This window comes from Methylobacterium organophilum (assembly GCF_022179465.1).
GTDB classification, from domain to species: domain Bacteria; phylum Pseudomonadota; class Alphaproteobacteria; order Rhizobiales; family Beijerinckiaceae; genus Methylobacterium; species Methylobacterium organophilum.
Genome location: NZ_BPQV01000004.1, coordinates 240788 through 262326 on the forward strand (window position 1 = coordinate 240788; position 21539 = coordinate 262326).

21 protein-coding genes are annotated in these 21539 nt (G+C 69.6%); 9 read left to right on the forward strand and 12 right to left on the reverse strand.

Features of this window, described 5'->3' with window-relative positions; genetic code table 11:
* Position 1: 1 nt before the first annotated feature.
* The 3 genes from MFF21_RS08580 to MFF21_RS08590 are packed head-to-tail and all read right to left on the reverse strand — an operon-like array spanning position 2 to position 3357.
* Positions 2-1156, reverse strand: a complete 1155-nt coding sequence (locus MFF21_RS08580) for an ABC transporter substrate-binding protein (protein ID WP_238310728.1) — start codon at positions 1154-1156, stop codon at positions 2-4.
* 51 nt (positions 1157-1207) lie between these two features.
* Entirely contained in the window at positions 1208-2065 is an 858-nt protein-coding gene (locus MFF21_RS08585; RefSeq protein ID WP_238310916.1) for an alpha/beta hydrolase, read from the reverse strand.
* Positions 2066-2070: 5 nt separating this feature from the next.
* A complete protein-coding gene (locus MFF21_RS08590; protein ID WP_238310729.1) occupies positions 2071-3357 on the reverse strand; it encodes an amidohydrolase/deacetylase family metallohydrolase in 1287 nt (428 codons plus the stop codon).
* 241 nt (positions 3358-3598) lie between these two features.
* Between MFF21_RS08590 and MFF21_RS08595 the strand changes: the two genes are divergently transcribed.
* Positions 3599-3994 (forward strand): MarR family winged helix-turn-helix transcriptional regulator, encoded by a 396-nt coding sequence (locus MFF21_RS08595; protein ID WP_308445658.1) that lies wholly within the window; start codon positions 3599-3601, stop codon positions 3992-3994.
* Here MFF21_RS08595 and MFF21_RS08600 read toward each other — a convergent pair.
* The 4 genes from MFF21_RS08600 to MFF21_RS08615 all read right to left on the reverse strand — a co-directional run bounded on the left by MFF21_RS08600 (position 3991) and on the right by MFF21_RS08615 (position 10637).
* The gene (locus tag MFF21_RS08600) at positions 3991-4521 is read right to left on the reverse strand and encodes a flavin reductase family protein (RefSeq protein WP_238310731.1); all 531 of its coding nucleotides are present in this window, start codon (positions 4519-4521) and stop codon (positions 3991-3993) included. The two genes, MFF21_RS08595 and MFF21_RS08600, sit on opposite strands and share 4 nt — an antisense overlap.
* Positions 4522-4532: 11 nt before the next feature.
* On the reverse strand, positions 4533-5237 hold the full coding sequence (locus MFF21_RS08605) for a GntR family transcriptional regulator (RefSeq protein WP_238310732.1): 705 nt from the start codon (positions 5235-5237) through the stop codon (positions 4533-4535).
* A gap of 32 nt (positions 5238-5269) precedes the next feature.
* Positions 5270-6592 carry an LLM class flavin-dependent oxidoreductase gene (locus tag MFF21_RS08610; RefSeq protein ID WP_238310733.1) on the reverse strand — a complete coding sequence of 441 codons (1323 nt, stop codon included), beginning with the start codon at positions 6590-6592 and terminating at the stop codon, positions 5270-5272.
* Between the two features lie 313 nt (positions 6593-6905).
* Entirely contained in the window at positions 6906-10637 is a 3732-nt protein-coding gene (locus tag MFF21_RS08615; RefSeq protein WP_238310734.1) for a vitamin B12-dependent ribonucleotide reductase, read from the reverse strand.
* A 666-nt stretch (positions 10638-11303) separates the two neighbouring features.
* Between MFF21_RS08615 and MFF21_RS08620 the strand changes: the two genes are divergently transcribed.
* The 3 genes from MFF21_RS08620 to MFF21_RS08630 all read left to right on the forward strand — a co-directional run bounded on the left by MFF21_RS08620 (position 11304) and on the right by MFF21_RS08630 (position 13715).
* On the forward strand, positions 11304-11720 hold the full coding sequence (locus MFF21_RS08620) for an NADH:ubiquinone oxidoreductase subunit NDUFA12 (protein ID WP_238310917.1): 417 nt from the start codon (positions 11304-11306) through the stop codon (positions 11718-11720).
* 82 nt (positions 11721-11802) lie between these two features.
* Positions 11803-12912 (forward strand): L-dopachrome tautomerase-related protein, encoded by a 1110-nt coding sequence (locus tag MFF21_RS08625; RefSeq protein WP_238310735.1) that lies wholly within the window; start codon positions 11803-11805, stop codon positions 12910-12912.
* A 182-nt stretch (positions 12913-13094) separates the two neighbouring features.
* Entirely contained in the window at positions 13095-13715 is a 621-nt protein-coding gene (locus tag MFF21_RS08630) for a DUF2155 domain-containing protein (protein ID WP_238310918.1), read from the forward strand.
* A 32-nt stretch (positions 13716-13747) separates the two neighbouring features.
* Here MFF21_RS08630 and MFF21_RS08635 read toward each other — a convergent pair whose 3' ends face one another.
* Positions 13748-14242 (reverse strand): monooxygenase family protein, encoded by a 495-nt coding sequence (locus MFF21_RS08635; protein WP_238310736.1) that lies wholly within the window; start codon positions 14240-14242, stop codon positions 13748-13750.
* A 47-nt stretch (positions 14243-14289) separates the two neighbouring features.
* On the opposite strand from MFF21_RS08635, the gene MFF21_RS08640 reads away from it, so the two are divergent.
* A complete protein-coding gene (locus tag MFF21_RS08640) occupies positions 14290-14895 on the forward strand; it encodes a TetR/AcrR family transcriptional regulator (RefSeq protein WP_373324968.1) in 606 nt (201 codons plus the stop codon).
* An 8-nt stretch (positions 14896-14903) separates the two neighbouring features.
* Here the strand turns inward: MFF21_RS08640 and aat are convergent, their stop codons facing one another.
* Positions 14904-15569: a leucyl/phenylalanyl-tRNA--protein transferase gene (aat, locus tag MFF21_RS08645; protein WP_283206513.1), complete on the reverse strand. Its 666-nt coding sequence runs from the start codon at positions 15567-15569 to the stop codon at positions 14904-14906.
* A gap of 249 nt (positions 15570-15818) precedes the next feature.
* The gene (locus MFF21_RS08650) at positions 15819-16391 is read right to left on the reverse strand and encodes a DUF2147 domain-containing protein (protein WP_238310738.1); all 573 of its coding nucleotides are present in this window, start codon (positions 16389-16391) and stop codon (positions 15819-15821) included.
* Positions 16392-16629: 238 nt separating this feature from the next.
* Between MFF21_RS08650 and ndk the strand changes: the two genes are divergently transcribed.
* Positions 16630-17052 (forward strand): nucleoside-diphosphate kinase, encoded by a 423-nt coding sequence (ndk, locus tag MFF21_RS08655; RefSeq protein ID WP_238310739.1) that lies wholly within the window; start codon positions 16630-16632, stop codon positions 17050-17052.
* A 136-nt stretch (positions 17053-17188) separates the two neighbouring features.
* Entirely contained in the window at positions 17189-17572 is a 384-nt protein-coding gene (locus MFF21_RS08660; protein ID WP_238310740.1) for a hypothetical protein, read from the forward strand.
* A gap of 49 nt (positions 17573-17621) precedes the next feature.
* Here the strand turns inward: MFF21_RS08660 and purN are convergent, their stop codons facing one another.
* Positions 17622-18284, reverse strand: coding sequence for a phosphoribosylglycinamide formyltransferase (gene purN, locus MFF21_RS08665; RefSeq protein WP_283206514.1), 663 nt, complete (start codon positions 18282-18284; stop codon positions 17622-17624).
* Positions 18281-19348, reverse strand: a complete 1068-nt coding sequence (gene purM, locus MFF21_RS08670; protein ID WP_238310741.1) for a phosphoribosylformylglycinamidine cyclo-ligase — start codon at positions 19346-19348, stop codon at positions 18281-18283. Before purM ends, purN begins: the two co-directional genes overlap by 4 nt.
* A gap of 251 nt (positions 19349-19599) precedes the next feature.
* On the opposite strand from purM, the gene MFF21_RS08675 reads away from it, so the two are divergent.
* Both MFF21_RS08675 and MFF21_RS08680 read left to right on the forward strand, forming a co-directional pair.
* Positions 19600-20694, forward strand: a complete 1095-nt coding sequence (locus MFF21_RS08675) for an AI-2E family transporter (protein WP_238310742.1) — start codon at positions 19600-19602, stop codon at positions 20692-20694.
* Positions 20691-21509 (forward strand): endonuclease/exonuclease/phosphatase family protein, encoded by an 819-nt coding sequence (locus MFF21_RS08680; protein ID WP_238310743.1) that lies wholly within the window; start codon positions 20691-20693, stop codon positions 21507-21509. Before MFF21_RS08675 ends, MFF21_RS08680 begins: the two co-directional genes overlap by 4 nt.
* The last annotated feature ends 30 nt before the right edge of the window (positions 21510-21539 follow it).

A 21539-nucleotide genomic window follows, 5' to 3' on the forward strand; every position in this document is an offset into this window, starting at 1 on the left:
ATCAGAGCTTCACTTCGCCGATCTGGCCGCCGGCGATCTCGATCAGGTAGACGCCGGGCTTCGACTGGCCGCTCTCCTTGCCCAGGGGGCCGGACTTGGTGAACTTGATCGTTCCGTTCAGCCCGGTGAACTCCACATTCCAGAAGGCTTTCTGGATCGCCTTCGGCTCGGCGGAGCCCGCCTTCTCGATCGCGGCAGCGATCGTGCGGATGCCGTCATAGCCGCGGAAGCTCTCGGTCGCGCCGGCGAACGGGTAGCCGTGCTTCTTCCATTCGCCGAGGAAGTATTGGGTCGCCTTCTGATCCGGGGTCTTGGCCGGATCCCAGGGCAGAAAGGTGGTGAGGTGCATCGTCTTCTCGGCGGCGCCTCCCGCCTGGGCGACGATCTGATCGGGATTCTGCGAGCCGCCCGTGGTGATGACGCGCTTCTTCACGCCCATCGCAGCCATCTGCTTGAAGACGAGCGTCAGCTGGTCGACGGCCGCGGTGATCATCAGGGTGTCGGCGTCGGTGCCTTTGATCTTGGCGAGTTGCGCGCTCATGTCCTGGGCGCTGGCATCCATCGTCTCCGTCAGGCCGACCTCGATGCCTTTGCCCTTCAGCATCTTGCCGAAATCGCCGGCGGCGCCGCGGCCCCAGTCGTTGTTGATGACGAGGAAGTCGACCTTCTTGACGCCGAGCTTCTCGACCATCGGGGCGAACATCTCGGCCTCGAGCGCCGACGGCGGCGAGATGCGGAACACGAAAGGATTCCCCGACGTCGTGATCTTGCCCGACGAGGAGGTCTCGACCAGCATCGGGACCTCGTATTCCTCGAGCTTCGGCATGACCGCGAGCGTCAGGCTCGAGCCCCAGGCGCCCATCATGACCGGCGTCTTGTCCGAGTTGATAAGTTTTTCGGCGACCGCGGCAGCCTCGGTCGGGTTCGACTTATTGTCCTCGATCACGAGCTCGATCTTCTTGCCGAGCACGCCCCCGCGATCGTTGATCTCGTCGGCCGCAATCTTCGCGCCGTTGACCACATAGGCGCCGGAGGCGGCGAACGGGCCGGTGAGGGGCTCGTTGACCCCGATCTTGATCGTGTCGGCCGCAAACGCGGGCACGGTAGCGAGCGTAAGGGCCAGAACGGCGATCGAAGCGATGCGAGACGTCGGCATGGCCGTTTCCTTCACGGGGAGAACAGGAAGCTCATCGGGACACGGACGGACTCATGCCGCGGCCGCGCGGGTGCGGGCTTCGGCGAGGATCGCGAGCGCCGCCTTGACCAGCGGCCCTCCCGCCGACCGGAAGCCGTCGAGGATGGTGAAGTGGTTTGCACCCTCGATCGGGATCAGCGGGCCTGGGGCGCCGGCATCGGCGCGCTTCGCGTGGAGCGCGAGGCTGTCGCGGATGAGCACCGGGACCTCGGCAGTTCCATAGGCGATCGCCATCGGCTTATTCACGACCGGCAGCAGAAGCGGCGAGAGGGTCTCGACCTCGCGGTCAGTGAGCGTCAGCGCGCCGTTCAGAAACGTGTCGCGAATCGGCGCGAGCGCGTAGACGCCCGACACGGCGAGCCCGGCTCTCACCGCAGAATGGCCGAGCAGCATGGCGGTCAGGTGGCCGCCGGCCGACCAGCCCGCGAGCACGATCGGGCCGTTCACTCCGTGCTGCCGGCCTTCTCGGGCGAGCCAGTCGAGCGCCTCCCCGAGCTCCGCGACGATCTCCGTGAGGCTCGCCTCAGGCGCGAGCGTGTGGCTCGGCATTGCGACCGACCAGCCGGCGGCGTTCGCGCCTTCGGCGTAGTGCGCGAACATCTCGCGCGAGTTCCTCTGCCAATAGCCGCCATGGACGAACACGAGGCAGGGCGCGTCGCGGTCCCTGGCCGGATAGATGTCGATCCGGTTGCGGGGCTTTCTTCCATAGGCGAGGTCGAGCTTCGCGCCGGGCCGTGCACGCCATTCAGCCGCGAGCCGGTCGCGCTCGACGATCAGCGCGGCGCTGTTCGCGACTGCCGCGTTGTTGTTGTACGCGGCGTCGCGCTGCTCTTGAGAGAGCGTCTCCCAGATCTCCTGAGGCGCCGGCATCGCGCTCACGCGGCGACCGCCTGCGGCAGAATCGGGCTGTCGGCATCGATGCGCTTGCCGGCGCGCAGGCAGAAGGCCGGCTGCAGCAAGCGCTCGGCGATGACGCGGTAATCCTCGTTGTCGCGCAGGACGAAGCGGCCGCGCAGGTCGTCGAGCACCGAGACATCCGCCGTGCGGCCGACGGCGAGCGAACCCAGCGTGTCCTCCATCTGCAGCATCCGGGCCGGATGGATGGTCACCATCTTGACCACGTATTCGAGGTCGAGCCCGAGCGTCATCATCGAGCTCATGGCCTGGGTCAGGCTGAAGCGGGCCTGGCCCTTGAAGGGGTGGTTCTCGTCGTCCTCGTGCTCTTCCGGGGTACCGGCCGGGATCGGTATCTCGGGCACCTGCGTGTTGTAGCCGTGCATGTCGGCGCCGAGCGTATGGGGGACGACGCCGGCCGCGAGCGCCTGCTTGGCGAGGCGGTAGGAGAAGTGGGACCCATGGCCGACATCGACCTTCAGGCCGCGGTCGATCGCCGCCTGGATGACGTGATGCACTGCGCCCTCGCGGTTCACGAACCCGCCCGGATGGCGGGTGAACGGATGGGCCAGCACATCGCCTTCCTTCAGCAGCGGGATCACGCGCTCGAGGATGGTGTCGGCGTCCTCGCCGTTGGCGCCGCTCTCCGGCAGGCCCCAGAGCTGGCCGAAATGGACGTAGAGCGGCACTTCCGAGCGCCGCGCGATCTCGGCCGCCATCTCCATGACCTTGATGCCCCAGCGGGCGAAGCCGCCGATCTCGGCGTGCCCCTTGATTCCGCGGACGATGTCGCGGTTGGCCGTCGCCGAACGCACCGTCGCTTCGATGTCGACGCAGTCGGGCTGATAGAGGTTCGGGTAGAAGTGGCCCTCGAGACCACCGACCAGATAGGCCGACAGAAACGCCAGCACGTTGGTCTCGGCCGGCTCGGCGATGAACTTGCGGAAGCCCGGCAGCGTCATGCAGGACGGACCGCCCTGATCGACCACCGTCGTCACCCCGGAGCGCACCCCGACCATGTCGGCCTCGAGGCCGAAGCGGCCGGTGACGTACTGGTAGACGTGGCCGTGAGTGTCGATCAGGCCGGGCAGCACCAGCTTGCCGGCGACGTTGACGACCTCGCGTGCGGTGCTCGGCAGGATCTGCTCCTCCACGGCCGCAATCTTGCCGCCCTTCACCGCGACGTCGCGCACGCCGTCGACGCCCGAAGCCGGACAGATCACCCTGCCGCCCTTGAGCACCAGATCGTAGCCAGTCGCGTCGGCCATGCGGCCCTCCGTATGCAACCCGGCGGGCCTGCGGCACGCCGAAAAGCGAAGTACACTTCGCTTTTCCCAATGCACGCGGCGTGCCAGGAAGCTGGAGCGGTGCAGGCGGCGAAACGAGAAACGGACGAGGAGAGGGAATGGGACAGCGATGAAAGAGCGCGCGCGTTCAAGGTCTTCCAGTGAGAGTTGGCCGCTCTCCCAGCGTCCGGGATTTCTCGTCCGGCGGCTTCATCAGATCCACGTGAGCCTGTTCATGGAGCTCTGCGCCGAGTTTCGCATCACGCCGCTGCAGTACAGCCTTCTTTCGACGCTTTCGGAGCACGGCGCGGCCGACCAGTCGACGCTCGCGCGCGCCGTCGCGCTCGACCGCACCACCACCACGGGTGCCTTGAAACGCTTGGAGAGCCGGGGCCTCATCCAGCGCATTCCGTCGGAGCAGGATCGCCGCGCGCAGGACTGCCGGATGACCCCCGAAGGAACCGCGCTGTTGGCCGCCATGCAGGCCCCCGCGCGCGAGGCCCACGAGGCCACGATCGCCAGTCTCGGCGTCGACGACCGCAAAACGCTGATGAAGCTGCTCCAGCGCGTTGTCGCGGCGCATGACGACCGCCGCGCGACCGGCATGCCGCAGGATTAGGTGACCGCCGCGTCTTTGCTCACGGCGGCAGGCGTGAGCGGGGCCATGGCCACGAAACCTCCCTCCATCCAGCCGAGCGGAGCAGCGCCGCCGTCGCGGCCGACCACGCCGGTGACCTCGCCGATGAAAAGGCTGTGGGTGCCGAACGGGATCTCCTGACGAACCTCGCAGAAGATCGCCGCGCAAGCGTCGGGCAGGTAGGGCACGCCCTCATGCGCCGACCAATCGCCTTCGGAGAACCGCTCATCACGCCGCGCGCTGTCGGCGAAGGGTCCGACCAGCCTCGCCTGATCGGCTGCCAGCAGGTTGATGCAGAACCGGCCCGCGCGGGAGATCGGCCCATGGGCGCTGGCGTTGCGGTTGATCGAGACCAGCATCGAGGGCGGGTCCATCGAGATCGGGATGACGGCCGAGGCGGCGAGCCCCGCGGGCGCACCGTTGGGGTCGACCGTGGTCACCAGCGAGACCGCCCCCGGCATCCGCCGCATCGCCGCCTTGAGAGACGCCTTATGCTCGCCGTTCCGCATCGCGCCGTTGCCTACCTCTTCATGCTCATGTTGTAGACGGTGATCTTTCGGATCTCTTCTCGCGACTTGTCGATGTGCCTCCGAACGAGATCTTCCGCGGCCTCGAAACGCCCCGCGAGGAGCGCACGGATGATCTCGCCGTGTTCGTCGTAAGTCTCTTCGATCCGCCGCTCCGAGACGAAGTCGACGCGCCTGATGATCCGGATCCTGTCGGTGATCTCGGCGAACGTGCGCGCCATCGAGGTGTTGTTCGCGAGACCCACGATCGCGAGGTGGAACGCCTCGTCGCTATCGGCCACGAAATCCGAGTCGAGCCGGCGCTCGGCCTTGTCGGCGCACCATAGCGCCGCGAGAGCATCGAGCCGCGGCGGCGAGCCGGCCTTCGAGGCGAGGCGGATCGCCAGCGCCTCGAGCTCGGACCGGAAGTCGTAGAGATCTTCGTAATAGGACAGGTCGAGGGCGCGCACCTGCCAGCAATTGTGCCCGCCGACGTTCTGCAGGTAGCCTTCATGCTCGAGGATGTGCAGGGCGAGGCGCAACGGCGTCCGCGAGATCGCGAGCATCTCGGCAAGCGCGGCCTCCGAATAGCGTTGCCCGGGCGGCAAGCGGAAGTCGAAGATGCGCTGCTTCAGCTGGGCATAGGCCTCCTCGGAGAGCTTGCCGCGCTTGCCTTCTCCGAGGACATGGATCTCCGCCGTCGGCGTCGCTTTATTCATATCCGGTCTTTCGCACGGGTCTCGCCCCCCGCTCAGGCGTATCGGGTGACGCCGAGATGGTCGCGCAGATGTGGGCCGGAATACTCCTTCCGGAAGATGCCGCGGCGCTGCAGCTCGGGCACCACGAGGCCGGTGAAGTCCTCCACGCCGGTCGGGAAATGGGTCGGTACCGCGAGGAAGCCGTCGCAGGCGCCGGCCTCGAGCCATTCCTGCATGATGTCGGCAATGGTGCTCGGCGCGCCGACGAGCTTCATATAGCTGCCCTCGGCGAAGAAGCGCGCGGTCTGGAGGATCGAGAGGTTGCCCTTGCGCGCGAGGGCCATGATCGCCTCCCGGTGCGACTTGCCCGCGTTGGTCGGCGGTAGCTCGGGCATCGGCCCGTCGAGATCGTAATCGAGGAAGTTCAGGCCGCCTGAATGCGGCGTCAGGTGGCTGATGGCGAGTTCGACGGGGATGAGGTCACGCATCTTCGTGCGGAAGGCCTCCGCATCCGCATCGGTGCGGCCGACGATCGGCGTGATGCCGGGGAGCACCTTGATCATGTCGGGATCGCGGCCGAAGCGCTCGGCGCGCTTGCGGATGTCCTCGCGGAAGGCGCGGGCTGCCGTGATGTCGGTCTGCAGCGTGAACACCACGTCGGCGGTGCGCGCCGCAAGCTCGCGACCCGGCTCCGACGAGCCCGCCTGGAAGATGACGGGGCGCACCTGCGGGCTGCGGCCCATCGGCAGGGGACCCCGGACCTTGAAGAAGCGCCCCTCATGCTGGAGGAAATGCATCTTCTCGACATCGAAATAGCGGCCACTGTCTTTATCGCGCGTGACGGCGCCGGGCTCCCAGCAATCCCAGAGTCCCGTCACGACATCGATGAATTCGCTCGCGCGCTCGTAACGAAGGCCGTGCTCGACATGGGCGTCGAGCCCGAAATTCTGCGCCTCGTTCTCGTTGAACGAGGTGACGAGATTCCAGCCGGCCCGCCCATTGCTGATGAAGTCGATCGAGGAGAAGCGACGGGCGGTGTTGTAAGGCTCATTGTAGGTCGCCGTCGACGTCGCCGCGAGCCCGAGATGCCTCGTCTTCATGGCGAGCGCGGGAAGCAGCATGGTGGGGTCGAAGTGGATCGCGCGAGGATGCGCCGCCCCGTAGGTATCGCCCTTCACAATGTGGTTGCTGCGCGGGACGGCGGCCTGGTCCTCGAAGAAGATTGCGTCGAGCTTTGCCGCCTCGGCGAGCTGGGCCGCCCGCACATAGTGCTCGATGCCCACATCGAGCTCCGGGATCGCCTCGGGCAGGCGCCAAGCGCCCAGATGCTGTCCCGGAAACAGGAACAGGGCCAAGCGCATCATCGTGTCGGTCATGGTCGGCTCTCAGGATCAGGCGAATGCACCCGCGGGCGATCGATACAGGTAAATTCTGTTTGGGATCCCAATTAGGACCGAGATTGCTTACGAGCGGTCCGGCCGCTCGTCAAGCTTGGTTCTGGTGTGGTCCGCGCTGGCCATTGCAGGGCAGCGCTGTCTCGCCTCAAGCCGGGATGTACTTGATTTGTTCTCAAATGCACGAGGAGGGCGCCGGATCGGCGCCCTCCTCGTCAGTCCCTGGCCCAACGCTCGTCGAGGAGCTGGCCTCCGCTCCGAACGATGCTTGAGGTATGTCCCCTCAAGGGTCCCGTCACGAGCAGCCGGTGGTCGAACCGCAGGTGTCGCATTTCAGGCAGGTGCCGTTGCGGACCAGCGTGAAGTTCGCGCATTCGGGGCAGGCCTCGCCGACATAGCCCTTCATCTTCGCCTCGGCCCGGCGGTCGGCGACGCTGCGCTCCGCCTTGGCTTCCGGGGCGGCGAAGGGCAGGGCCTCGACGCTGCCGAGGCTCTGCGGCTCCGCCTTCAGGGCGGTGGCGCCGCGCAGGGCGTGCACCGTGCCGCCCGCCGGGGCGCTCTGGCCGGTGGAGGCCGCGCCCATGCCGACCGTGCCGCCGGCCGGACCGCCCTGGATCAGGGTGAGCCGGTCGGCCGAGCCGCGCAGCAGGCCGCGGGAGACGATGGTCGAGGCGGCCGGAGTCGCCTTGCCGGCCTCGCGGGTGGTGTCGCCCTCGCCGCCGCCGAGCACCGTGCCGCCGATCTCGGACGGGTTAACGTGGGCGAGATCCGTGCGGCCGAGATAGGACACGGCGAGCTCGCGGAACACGTAGTCGAGCAGCGAGGTCGCGTTCTTGATCGCGTCGTTGCCCTGCACGAAGCCCGCCGGCTCGAAGCGGGTGAAGGTGAAGGCCTCGACATATTCCTCCAGCGGCACGCCGTATTGGAGGCCGAGCGAGATCGCGATGGCGAAGTTGTTCATCAGGCTGCGGAAGGTCGCGCCTTCCTTGTGCATGTCGATGAAGATCTCGCCGAGGCGGCCGTCCTCGTACTCGCCGGTGCGCAGGTAGACCTTGTGGCCGCCCACCACCGCCTTCTGGGTGTAGCCCTTGCGACGGTCGGGCATCTTCTCCCGCGAGCGGATGCGCTCGACGCGCTCGATCACCCGCTCGACGATCTTCTCCGCGGCCGCCGCCGCCTTGGCCGCGGCCGGGGCCTGGATCAGCGCCTCGACCACGTCGTCGGCCTCCTCCTCGTCATCCGCGATCAGGGCGGCGTTGAGGGGCTGCGAGAGCTTGGAGCCGTCGCGGTAGAGGGCGTTGGCCTTGAGGGCGAGGCGCCAGGACAGCAGATAGGCCGCCTTGCAATCCTCCACCGTGGCGTCGTTGGGCATGTTGATGGTCTTGGAGATCGCCCCCGAGATGAAGGGCTGCGCCGCCGCCATCATGCGGATGTGGCTCTCGACCGAGAGGTAGCGCTTGCCGAGCCGGCCGCAGGGATTGGCGCAGTCGAAGACCGGGTAATGCTCGGTCTTCAGGTGCGGCGCGCCCTCGAGCGTCATCGCCCCGCAGACATGGGTGTTGGCGGCCTCGATCTCCTTCTTCGAGAAGCCGAGGAACGGCAGCAGCTCGAAGGTCGGGTCGGCGAGTTTTTCCGCCGGGACCTTGAGGGTGTCCTTCAGGAAGTCGTCACCGAGCGTCCAGCGGTTGAACACGAACTTGATGTCGAAGGCCGATTTCAGGCCCGCCTCCACCGCCGCGATCTTGTCGTCGGTGAAGCCTTTGGCCCGGAGCGAGCCCGGATTGACCGCGGGAGCCTGGCCCATGGAGCCGTGACCGACCGCGTAGGCCTCGATCTCGGCGATCTCGGCCTCCCGGTAGCCGAGCGCCCGCAGGGCGTCCGGCACGGCGCGGTTGATGATCTTGAAGTAGCCGCCGCCGGCAAGCTTCTTGAACTTCACCAGGGCGAAGTCGGGCTCGATGCCGGTGGTGTCGCAATCCATCACGAGGCCGATCGTGCCGGTGGGCGCGATCACCGTGGCCTGGGCGTTGCGGTAGCCGTGCTCCTCGCCGAGCGCCAGGGCCCGGTCCCAGGCCGCCTTGGCATGGGCGCCGAGATCGGCCTGCGGGATGTTGGCGTGGTCGAGGGGGACGGGGGTGACGTTGAGGAACTCGTAGCCCGCGGCCTCGCCATGGGCCGCCCGGCGATGGTTGCGGATCACCCGCAGCATCGCGTCGGCATTGTCCTCATAGGCCGCGAAGGTGCCGAGCTCGGCCGCCATCTCGGCGGAGGTGGCATAGGCCACGCCCGTCATGATCGCGGTCAGCGCCCCGGCCAGCGCCCGGCCCTCGGCGGAGTCGTAGGGCAGGCCCATGGTCATCAGCAGGCCGCCGATATTGGCGTAGCCGAGGCCGAGGGTGCGGTACTTGTAGGACAGCTCCGCGATCTCCTTGGACGGGAACTGCGCCATCATCACCGAGATCTCGAGCACCACCGTCCAGAGCCGGTTCAGGTGCTCGAAGGCCTCCACGTCGAAGCGCTTCGTCTCCCGGTCGTACATCGTCAGGAGGTTGGCCGAGGCGAGATTGCAGGCCGTGTCGTCGAGGAACATGTACTCGGAGCACGGGTTCGAGGCCCGGATCCGCCCGCCCGTCGGGCAGGTGTGCCAGTCGTTCATCGTCGTGTTGAAGTGCAGGCCCGGATCTGCCGAGGCCCAGGCCGCCTCGCCGATCTTCTCCCAGAGCTCGCGGGCCTTCACCGTCTTGGCGATCTTGCCCGAGGTGCGGGCGGTCAGGTTCCAGTCGCGGTCGGCCTCGACCGCCCGCAGGAAGTCGTCGGTGAGCGAGACGGAGTTGTTGGAGTTCTGGCCGGCGACGGTGAGATAGGCCTCCGAATCCCAGTCGGTGTCGAAGACCGGGAACTCGATCTTGGTGAAGCCCTGGCGCGCGAACTGCACGACGCGCTTGATATAGGCGTCGGGCACCATCGCCTTGCGGGCGGCCTTGATCTCGCGCTTGAGCGCCGGGTTGCGCTCCGCGTCGAAGCAGGCGTCACCCTCGGCCTCGCACTGGATGCAGGCCTTCATCACAGCGGTGAGGTGCTTCGAGACGACCTTGGAGCCGGTCACCAGGGCGGCGACCTTCTGCTCCTCCTTCACCTTCCAGTCGATGAAGGCCTCGATATCGGGGTGGTCGATGTCGACGATCACCATCTTGGCGGCGCGCCGGGTGGTGCCGCCCGACTTGATCGCGCCCGCCGCCCGGTCGCCGATCTTGAGGAAGGACATCAGGCCCGACGACTTGCCGCCGCCGCCGAGCTTCTCGTTCTCGGCCCGCAGCATCGAGAAGTTGGAGCCGGTACCGGAGCCGTACTTGAACAGGCGCGCCTCGCGCACCCAGAGGTCCATGATGCCGCCCTCGTTGACGAGGTCGTCGGCGACCGACTGGATGAAGCAGGCATGCGGCTGCGGATGCTCGTAGGCCGAAGCAGACTTGGTCAGCGCACCGGTCTTCCAGTCGCAGTAGAAATGGCCCTGGCCGGGGCCGTCGATGCCATAGGCCCAGTGCAGGCCGGTGTTGAACCATTGCGGCGAGTTCGGCGCCACCATCTGCCGGGCGAGCATGAAGCGCAGCTCGTCGAGGAAGGCGGAGGCATCCTCCTCCGAGGAGAAATAGCCACCCTTCCAGCCCCAGTAGGTCCAGCAGCCGGCGAGCCGGTCGAAGACCTGGGTGGAGGAGCTCTCCGAGACGTAGCGCTCGTCCTCGGGCAGCGCGGCCAGTGCCGTCTCGTCGGCGACGGAGCGCCACAGAAAGCTCGGAACGTCGTTCTCCTCGACCTTCCGGAGGCGCGCGGGCACGCCGGCCTTACGGAAATACTTCTGCGCCAGCACGTCGGCGGCGACCTGGCTCCAGCTCTCCGGCACGGAGATGCCGTCGAGCCGGAAGACGATCGAACCGTCCGGGTTGCGGATCTCGCTCACCGCCTCGCGGAAGGCGATCGTCGCGTAGGGCGACTGTCCAGCCGTGGTGTAGCGCCGCTCGAACCGCATGAATCCCTCTCCGTACGGGGCGGACGCCCCGGCCGCCGGCGTCCTGCGCCGGGCCTCGTGACACGTTTCGGAACTCTGCCCCGACCGACCGGCGGTCCGTACCGGACCTTCCGCGACCTTACGATTCCGCGCCAGCGGGCGGAGCCGAGGCCCCGCTTGCGGCCGTCCGAAGCAGTGAGGGAAGACTACTGCCCACCCCGTTCATGCGTCAATAACTAGTGCCGAGGGGGCGTGTTCCCGACTAGATGTGGTAGGAGTGGCGCGTTTCCTGTGGATATCCTCAACGATCCGCTAACCCCTCTTCCGCCCTCGGCGATTTCCGCCGGGAAAATTTTTCGCACACAGCCTGACGGGCCCCGGAGCGGGGGCAGGCGGCCGAAGCGGCCCCCGGGGCGCCGCGCGTGGCGCCGCCCCGTGACTCCCGCGCAACAGGCGGCGGGGGAGGGCGGCCCTTCGGGCCGGCGCCCGTGCGGCGGCGGTGCGGCGCAACGCGGCGCTGGACTTGACCGCCGCCTCTCTCCATAAACCGGGCGGCATCCGACGCCGCCTGATCCGGCCTTCCCCGCGCTCGACACGGGATCCGGGCCAGCCAAGTCCGCGCGGCGCTTGAGCGAGACCCGGACCCGCATCCCCCCTCAGGGACGCGGATCGGACATGAGAGGAACCATGGCCCTCAAGGACACGCTGCTGCGGATCTTCACCTGGTGGAACGGGCAGACGACCTCGCTCGCGCTCTACACGGCGCGCAGCGGCCAGTTCGTCGGGTCGGACGAGCTCGGCAACAAGTACTACAAGGCGCTCGGGCCGCTGATCGACCGCTCGGTCGGGCCGGAGCGGCGCTGGGTGGTCTATAACGGCTATGCCGATGCCTCCCGCGTGCCCCCGGGCTGGCGCGCCTGGCTCTGCCACAACGGCGACGTGCCCCCGAGCGAGGAGGATTACGTCCCGCGCGAGTGGCAGAAGCCGCACGAGGAGAACCTCACCGGCACGGCTCAGGCCTACCGGCCGAAGGGCTCCCAGCTCTCCTGGGGCGCCCGCCCCGCCGCGACCGGCGATTACGTGCCGTGGTCGCCGGGGCAGTGAGCGCGGCCAACCGCCCCCGACCCTGAACCTCCCGGCCTAGAAAGGCATTTCCCACCGTCAGCCTGTGATGACGGGGAATGCGATGCGAACGATCCTGCCGGCGCTGGGCGCCGCGCTTCTGGCTGCCCTTCTCGGCACGGCCGCGCAGGCCCAGGAGGACGTCGCCACCGCCCCGGCGCAGCTCACCCCGGCGCTGCGCTCCGACAGCCTCGTCTTCAACGGCATCACCCGCTCCCGGGACGGGCGGCTGTTCTCCCCGTTTCAGCGCCAGCAGAAGGACCGGGGGATCGAGCTCGGCGAATGGGTCGACGGCAAGCCGGTCGCCTATCCCGACGCCGCCTGGAATTCCTGGAAGCCGGGAGAGGACCCGGCAAGCGGCTTCGTCGGCGTCAATGCGATCCGGATCGGGCCGGACGGGGCGCTCTGGGTGGTCGACAAGGGCGCGGCCGGCCTGGGCGAGGCGCCGCTGCCCGGCGGGCCGAAGCTCGTGCACATCGACCTCTCCACGAACAGGATCGCCAAGACCTATCCCCTCGAGGCGGCCACCACCGCCAAGAGTTTCATCGACGATTTCCGCTTCAACGGCCGCAAGGTCTACCTGACCGATGCCGGCCAGCCGGGGCTGATCGTGCTCGACCTCGACGACGGTTCGCTCCGGCGGGTCCTCGACGGGCATCCCTCCACGGTGGCGCAGCGCCCGCTCACCGGCGAGAACAAGGTGATCCTCGGCGAGGACGGCAAGCCGATCGCGATCCATGCCGATCAGCTCGAAGTCTCCCCGGACGGAAGATGGCTCTACTACCAGGCCTGCACCGGCCCGCTCTACCGGATCGAGACCAAGTGGCTCGACGACGCGGCGGCGAGCGACGAGGAACGGGGCCGCCATGTCGAACTCTTCGCCGCCACCGTCTCCACCGGCGGCACCGCCATCGACGCGGACGGGACGATCTACGCCTCCGACATCGACAACCTGCGCATCCTGACGATCGCGCCGGACGGGCGCATCGGCACCCTGGTGCAGGATCCGGCCCTGGTCTGGGGCGACGCGATGTGGATCGACGAGGAGGGCGGCCTCTGGATCCCGGCGGCGCAGATGAACCGCTCCAGCGCCATGAACGGCGGCAAGGCCGCGATCCGCTTCCCGACCACGATCTACCGGCTGGAGATCGGCGCCAAACCGATCAGGAACTGAGGGGAGGGCCCTCGGGACGCGCATCGCCCTTTTTCGACCACCCTTCCGGTGTTAACCGCAGGGCGCGCGCTTCGGCCGTTCGGCCGGGGCTTGGAGCCCCGGGGCTCGGCCGGCGCGCCACGGGTTTCGAACAGGGGCGCGCCTTGAGCCGCAGGACAGCCGCTTTCCTCAGCCGGGCGCTTCTGGCCGCCGCCGTGATCGGCGCCGCCGCCATCCCCGCGCGGGCCGACAAGATCAAGAACCCGACCGCCGTGTTCTCCGGGCTCGACAAGATCACCGGCCGGATCGTGTCCTTCGAGGTCGCCATCGACGAGACCGTGCAGTTCGGCGCCCTGCAACTGACGCCGCGGGTCTGCTACTCGCGCCCGCCGACCGAGACGCCCAAGACCACGACCTTCCTCGAGGTCGACGAGGTGACCCTCGACAACAAGTACCGGCGCATCTTCACGGGCTGGATGTTCGCCTCGAGCCCGGGCCTGCACGCCATCGAGCACCCGATCTACGACGTGTGGCTGACCGAGTGCAAAGGCGGCTCCGACGTGATCGCGGAGGCCCGCGAGCAGGAGGACATGCCCGCGCTCGCCGCCAAGCCGGAGAAGAAGAAGCGCGGCGGCGACCCGACCAAGACCGCCCAGCAGATCAACCCGGAGGGCCAGGTGGACGTCGAAGCGCCCCGAGGCGTCCCGGTGCAGCCCAAGCAGAAGCCCTCGCGTAAGTTCTTCCCGAACAACGCCGGCCCCGCAGCCGCTCCGCCGCCCCAGCCCCGCGAACCCCAAAACCTCTTCGACGCCCTCTTCCGGTAATCGGACGATCGTCGACCGAGCGAGGACCCGTCCTAGGCAGCGAGGCGCTGGCGCGAGCTCATGAAGGGGCCGATTGGTGCCCGTGCGGGGGCGAAGGACCCGAGCCCGATGGGCCTCGGCATGCCGAGATAGATCGCCTCCATCCCGCCCTGCAGCCGGTAGGCCTCGTGCCAGAAGCCGGAACCGGCGGGATCCTTTGCGAAGTCGCGCCACCAGGTCTTGTGCGGCTCGGAGCGGGTGAAGGCCTCCAGGCTCTCCAGGTCCCGCCAGTACTGGCGCATCCCGATATGGTTGAGGCCGTAGAGCAGGTTCTCGTGGGCGAGCAGCCCCTCGGGCTTGTGGCGCTGGATCTCGCCCAGGCCCCGTCCGATGCCAAGGAGGGCCTTGAGGCCCCGCCAGGTGCCGACCCGGAAGCCGAGATAGACCACCACGAGCCCGGGATAATCCGACAGGTCGATCGAGTGCCGCGGGGTTCCGCCTTCCCCTCGGGGGGCGGGGTCCGGGGTGGCGTGCGCGTCGGCTTGCATAAGGGCACCCTCCGATTTACACCGTAAACATACGCGGGATGATTACAGTGTCAACATCTGATCGCGCCGAAGCGCCCGCGAAACCGGGCTATCACCATGGCGGCCTGCGCGAGGCGCTGGTCGCGGCGGGTCTCGCCATCCTGGAGGAGGGGGGCAGCCCCGCCAGCCTCGGCCTGCGCGAGGCGGCCCGGCGGGCGGGGGTCTCGGCCATGGCACCCTACCGGCATTTCCCCGACAAGGACGCCCTGCTCGCCGCCGTGGCCGTGGTGGGGTTCGAGCGGCTGCGGGCGGCGCTCGCGGCGGCGGACGGGGCGGGACGGGGAAGCGAGGCCCTGATCGGGCAGGGGGTGGCCTATGTCGGCTTCGCCTGTGCGAACCCGGCCCTGTTCCGGCTGATGTTCGGCCCTTGGCCCGGCGGCAAGCCGCCGGCCTTGGTCGCGGCGGCGCAGGCGAGCCACGCGGTGCTGGCCGAACGGGTCGCGGCCCTGGTCCCGGCGAAGAGCGCGGCGGACTGGACCCTGCGCTGCTGGGCCCTGGTGCACGGCTTGGCCGACCTCGCCCTCGATGGCCAGATCGGCGGGGAGGACGCGGGAACGGCGGCGGCGCTGGCCGAGCGCCTCCTGCATCTCGATCCGATTCTGAAGCCCTGCTGAGGGCGGCCTCACGCCTGCGTGGCCGTCTCCGGCCCCAGGGCGGCGAGGATCGCCGCGCCGGCCACGGGCGTGGCGGGCGGCCAGACCGTCCAGCGCGCCGGCCGGGCGATCGCCTCGGCGAGGCGGCGCTTGTAGACGTGGCGCGGCACCTCCTCGACGCCGAACTGGCTGAGATGGTCGGTGAGGAACTGGGTGTCGGCGAGGCGGTAGCCGCCGGCGCGCAGCCGGGCGACGAGATGCACGAGGGCGACCTTCGAGGCATCCCGCGCCTCGTGGAACATGCTCTCGCCGAAGAAGGCGGCGCCCAGCGAGACGCCGTAGAGGCCGCCCACCAACCGGCCGCCGGCATAGACCTCGACGGTGTGGCAATGGCCGAGATCGAACAGGGCCCCGTAGAGCGCCCGGATGCGGCCGTTGATCCAGGTCCGGGCGGTGTCGCGGCGCGGGGCGGCGCAGCCGTCGATCACCGCCTCGAAGTCGCGATCGGAGACCACCTCGAACACGTCGGAGCGCACGGTGCGGGCGAGGCGGCGCGGCACGTGGAAACGGTCGAGGGGCAGCACGCCCCGGGCCCGCGGCTCGACCCAGTAGATGGTCGGGTCGTCCGCATCCTCCGCCATCGGGAAGATGCCCGCGGCATAGGCCTTCAGCAGGATCTCGGGCGTGATGTCCAACGGGGTGTCCAAGCGGGACCGACAGGGCGTCCCGTTGTGGCGCTTGCGCGATCCCGACGCCAGAGGGCAGGGGCCATCCACAGGCGCCGGAGGCCGTCGGGGCCGGGCGGGGGGAGAACCCGACGCCAGCCCCCTTGCCGCCTCCGACGGTTAAGCTATCTCCCTCGGGCCTGAACCCCCATCAAGGTGAGGCAGCGACTTGGGGCGCACCGGAAACGGCGCGCCTCCCTTCGTTTCGGGCTCCTTTTCTCACGGCTCCGGGACGGCGGAGGCCGCCTTGGGCGCCGAAGCCGGCTTCGGGGCGGCCTTGGCCGGCTTCGGAGCGGCGGAAGCGGGGGCTTCGGAGGCCGGCACCATCGCCGCCTGCTGGTTCACGTCCGGCACCCGGGTCCAGGTCTGCGAGCCGCACAGGACCTTGAGCAGGCAGCCCTGGACGCTGAGCTCGGCCTCGCTCTCGCGCTCCAGGCTGACCTGGTACATCTTGCCTTCCTCGGCGTTGTAGATCTCGCCGGAGAACTTCTCGTCCTCGGGGGCGAGCTTGTCGAGGAGCGTGAGCCCGATCACCGGGCGGCCGCGCTTCGTCGGGTCGGGATTCTTGATGTCGGTGCGCGGCGTGCCGGCGGGGGAATTCGGCGACTTCAGCCACACCACCTTGCCGCAGGCATGGGCCGCGTTCGGGCCGCAGCGGTCGATGCGGATCTTCGCGCGACCGTCCTCGGTGAGCCAGGTGCCGCTCGGATCCTTCGGCGCCGCGACGGCGGCGGTGGTGCCGAGCGAGGCGGCCAGCACGGAGAACAGCACGGGGAGGCGGGCGAAACGCATAACGGAGTCTCCTTGGCTCGGCCTGGGGGCAGGCGGTGCGGGAAGGGGGGCAGGCGCGTCGTCGTGTCGTCGCGCACAGGACATCGCCGCAATCGGGCGAATTTTCGGCAGTGTGGCGCAGAAGCCATGGCACCGCTTCCGCCCGGCCGGTTGAGGCGGCGGGATCGCGCCGCTATAAGCCCGCCGCGACAGCCGTTTTCGGCTCTCTCCATCTCTTCAGAAAAAAGTCGGGACGATCATGGCGACCGAGCGCACCTTCTCCATCCTCAAGCCCGACGCCACCCGGCGGAACCTGACGGGCGCGGTCAACGCGGTCATCGAGAAGGCGGGCCTGCGCATCGTCGGCCAGCGCCGCATCCGCATGAGCCGCGCGCAGGCGGAGAAGTTCTACGAGGTCCACAAGGAGCGCCCGTTCTTCGGCGAGCTCGTGGAGTTCATGACCTCCGGCCCGGTCGTGGTGCAGGTGCTCGAGGGCGAGAACGCCGTGGCCAAGTACCGTGAGGTGATGGGCGCGACGAACCCGGCCCAGGCCGCCGAGGGCACCATCCGCAAGCTCTTCGCGGAATCCGTCGGCGAGAACACCGTGCACGGCTCGGACAGCGCCGAGAACGCGCAGATCGAGATCGCCCAGTTCTTCACGGATGCCGACATCGCCGGCTGATCCGGCCCGCGCGGCGGTCCGGCGACGGGCCGCCCGCATTCGCTGAATCGGTGTGTCTCCGGCGCCATTGCGCCGGACTCACCGCGGCCCGAAGGAAGGTTCGTTTCCGAATCTCCTTTGCGGACAAATCACCCCCATGCGCTCCAGCCTTCCGCGCACAGCCCGGCTCCTCCTCGGCGCCGGCCTCCTCTCCCTGCTCGCCGCCTGCAATGCCGGCAAGTCGGTCCCGACCGCGAACGCCTCCCTCGAAGGCTACACGCCGGATCCGGCGCTGAAGACCGCGCCGAAGAGCAACCTGGTCGCCCGCGTGCAGAACGCCTGCACCATCGTCCAGGGCCGCCAGCAGAAGGTCGAGCCGGCCGCCCTCGCCGCCCCCTGCGGCTGCTACGCCAAGCAGACCGTGCGCGCGATGACCCCGGCGGAGATCGCCGCCTACCGCAGCACCGGCTACTTCAACGACACCGCCACCGCGAAGGCCTACGAGGCGCTCGACGCCTGCAAGCTGCCGCGTCCGGTCTGATCACGGGAACAGGGCCGCGCCGGCGCCCGAGGCGCCCGGCGCGGCCGGATCAGAGCGAGAGGAGGGCGCCCTCGGCGCCCTTCGTGCCGTCCGAGAACACCACACGCCCCCCGTCGAGGCGCACCTTGCCCTCGGCGATGAGACGCAGGGCGGCGGGATAGAGCCGGTGCTCCTGCACCAGGATCCGGCCGGCCAGGGCGTCGGCATCGTCCCCCGGCAGCACCGGCACCGCGGCCTGCGCGATGATCGGCCCCGCATCGAGCTCCGGCACCACGTAATGCACCGTGCAGCCATGCAGCCGCACCCCGGCGGCGAGCGCCTGCTCGTGGGTGTGGGTGCCGCGGAACAGCGGCAGCAGGGAGGGGTGGATGTTGATCATCCGGCCCGCCCAGGCCTCGACGAAGCCGTCGGTCAGGATGCGCATGAAGCCGGCGAGGCAGACCAGATCGACCTGCGCCGCCCGCAATGCCGCATCCAGCGCCGCGTCGAAGGCGGCGCGGCTGCCATAGGCCCGGTGGTCGAGGGCGCGGGCCGGCAGGCCGGCCTGCCGCGCCCGGTCGAGCCCCCCGGCCTCGGGCCGGTTCGACAGCACCAGCACGATCTCGACGGGAAAATCCGGCGCCGCCGCGGCCTCGATCAGCGAGACCATGTTGGAGCCGCGCCCCGAGATCAGGATCGCGACGCGCAGGGGCCGGCCCGGGGCGGCGCTCACAGGGCGAGGGACCCGGTGAAGGTGACGGGCTGGGCCCCGCGGGGGGTGATCCGGCCGAGCCGCACCGGCGCCTCGCCGGCGGCGGCGAGGGCGTCGCAGACCGCCTCCGCCGCGTCGGCATCGGCCACCACGACCATGCCGATGCCGCAGTTGAAGGTGCGCAGCATCTCCGCCTCCGCCACGCCGCCCTCGCGGGCGAGCCAGCCGAAGACCGGCGGCACGGCGACCGCGTCGAGATCGACCTCGATGCCGACGCCCTCGGGCAGGACCCGGGGCAGGTTGTCGGGGAAGCCGCCGCCGGTGATGTGGGCCAGCGCCTTGATGCCGCCCGCCTGCTTCAGGGCGGCGAGCAGCGGTTTCACGTAGATCCGGGTCGGGGCGAGCAGGGCCTCGCCGAGGCTCTTGCCCGGGGCAAAGGGGGCGGGGGCGTCGTAGCCGAGCCCGGCGCGCTCGACGATGCGGCGCACCAGCGAGAAGCCGTTCGAATGCACGCCGGAGGAGGGCAGGCCGATCGCCACGTCGCCCGGGGCGATGCCCGGCCGCGGCAGCAGCGTGCCGCGCTCGGCCGCGCCGACGGCGAAGCCGGCGAGGTCGTAATCGGCGCCGTCGTAGAGGCCGGGCATCTCCGCGGTCTCGCCGCCGATCAGGGCGCAGCCCGCCTGCCGGCAGCCCTCGGCGATGCCGCGCACGATGTCGGCGCCGACGCCCGGCACCAGCTTGGCCGTCGCGTAATAGTCGAGGAAGAACAGGGGCTCGGCGCCCTGGACGATGATGTCGTTCACGCACATCGCCACGAGGTCGATGCCGATCGTGTCGTGGCGCCCGGTCAGGATGGCGATCTTCACCTTGGTGCCGACGCCGTCATTGGCGGCGACCAGGATCGGGTCCTTGAAGCCCGCCGCCTTGAGGTCGAACAGGCCGCCGAAGCCGCCGATCTCCGCATCCGCGCCCGGCCGGCGCGTGGACCGCACCAGCGGCTTGATCGTCTCGACCATCGCGTTGCCGGCATCGATGTCGACGCCCGCCTGCGCGTAGGTCAGCCCCGTCCCGTCCTGCGCCGTCATCACTGTCCCATTGTCCGGCTGTCGTCGATCCTGCGCCTTCCGCTGCCACATCGCGGCCGGAATGACCACCACCTCCCGCGCCGGGCCACGGCCTCATCCGCCGCGCGCGACGAAGATTCCCGCGGAAAGCGCCACCGTCGGGCCGGCCCCACCTCCAGAGCTGCCTCCCTGCGAAGCGCGGCCGGTGCCTTGACCGGCGCCCCCGCGCTTCCCACTCTCCCCCGCGACGGACGGCGGCAGAAGGGGACTCGATGCGCGGGCGGGCAATCATCGGGCTCTCGGTCCTCGCGGTCCTCGTCTTCCTGCTCTATGCCCTGCGCGAGGTCATCCTGCCCTTCGCGGCGGGGCTCGCCCTGGCCTATCTGCTCGATCCCCTGGCCGACCGGCTGGAGCGCCTCGGCCTCGGGCGGCTCGCCGCCACGCTGCTGATCCTGGCCGCCTTCGTCGTCGGCTTCGTGGTGCTCCTCATCATCGTGGTGCCCCTTGTCGCGGGCCAGATCGCCGGGCTGGTCAACGCCCTGCCGGGGATGGTGTCGAAGCTCCAGGGCATCCTGGTCGAGCGGGCCGGGCCGCTCCTCCAGAGGATCGGCGGCAGCGACGTGGTCAGCGAGCTGCAATCCTCGGTGGGCACCCTGGTGGGGCAGGGGGGCACTTGGTTCCTGGCCTTCCTGAAATCGGTCTGGTCGGGCAGCCAGACCCTGATCTCGATCGCCTCGCTGCTGGTGGTGACGCCGGTCGTCGCCTTCTACCTGCTGCACGACTGGGACCGGATGATCGCGGCCCTCGACCGCTGGGTGCCGCCGCGCCACCGCCCGACCGTGCGCCGGCTCGCGGGCGAGATCGACGGGGCGGTGACGGGCTTCGTGCGCGGGCAGACCCTGGTCTGCCTCATCCTCGGCAGCTTCTACGCGGTGGGCCTGTTCTTCGTCGGGCTGAATTTCGGCGTGCTGATCGGGATGATCGCGGGCTTCCTCACCTTCATCCCCTATGTCGGCACCCTGACCGGCTTCCTGCTCTCCATCGGCGTCGCCCTGGTGCAATGGTGGCCCAGCGGCGACTGGCTGCAGATCGGGCTCACCTTCGGCGTCTTCGTGGTCGGCCAGTTCCTCGAGGGCAACATCATCTCGCCCAAGCTGGTGGGCGATTCGGTCGGCCTGCACCCGGTCTGGCTGATGTTCGCCCTGCTCGCCTTCGGCTCCCTGTTCGGCTTCCTCGGCCTGCTGATCGCCGTGCCCATCGCCGCCTCGATCGGCGTGATCGTGCGCTTCGGCGTGGAGCGCTACCTGCAGAGCCGGCTCTATCTCGAGGGGGACTCGCCGGTGCTGCTGCCGGAGCGCGAGGTGTGACGGGGCCGGGGACGACCGGCCTGCGGCTCCTCACCTACAACATCCGCCATTGCCGGGGCACGGATGGCCGGGTCGATCCCGACCGGGTCGCGGCGGTGATCGCCGACGCGAGACCCGACGTGGTGGCCCTGCAGGAGGTCGATGTCGGCCGGGCCCGCACCGGCGGGCACGACCAGGCCGAGACCCTCGCCCGCATCCTGCGGATGACGCACCATTTCCACCCGGCCCTGCATGTGGAGGAGGAGCGCTACGGCGACGCGATCCTGACCGCCTTGCCCTCGCGCCTCGTGCGGGCGGGGGCGCTGCCGGGGCTGCACCGGCGGCCCGGCCTGGAGCCGCGGGGGGCGCTCTGGATCGAGATCGCCACCGCGGCCGGCCCGGTGCAGGTGCTCACCACCCATCTCGGCCTGCTCGGCGGCGAGCGGATCGCCCAGGCCGAGGAACTCCTCGGGCCGGACTGGCTCGGCGCGCCCGCCTGCCGGGGGCCGACCGTGCTGCTCGGCGACTTCAACGCGACGCGCTGGTCGCGGGCCTATCGCCGCCTGACCGGCCGGCTCGACGATGCCGGGCGCCTTGCCGGCAACCGCGGGGAGGCGACCTTCCCGAGCCGCTGCCCGATCCTGCGGATCGACCACGTCTTCGTGGGCGGCGGCCTCGGCGTGGGACGGGTGCGGGTGCTGCGGGGGCGGGGGCCGCGCCGGGCCTCCGACCACCTGCCGCTCCTGGCGGAGATCCGCGTCCCCGCCTCGGCGCGCCCCGCCGCCGCGGCGGCGGCGGGCGGGACGGTGACGGCCTCCGGCGGTCAGGCCGCCTGACGGGCCGGAGACGAGCGCGGCCAGGTCGGG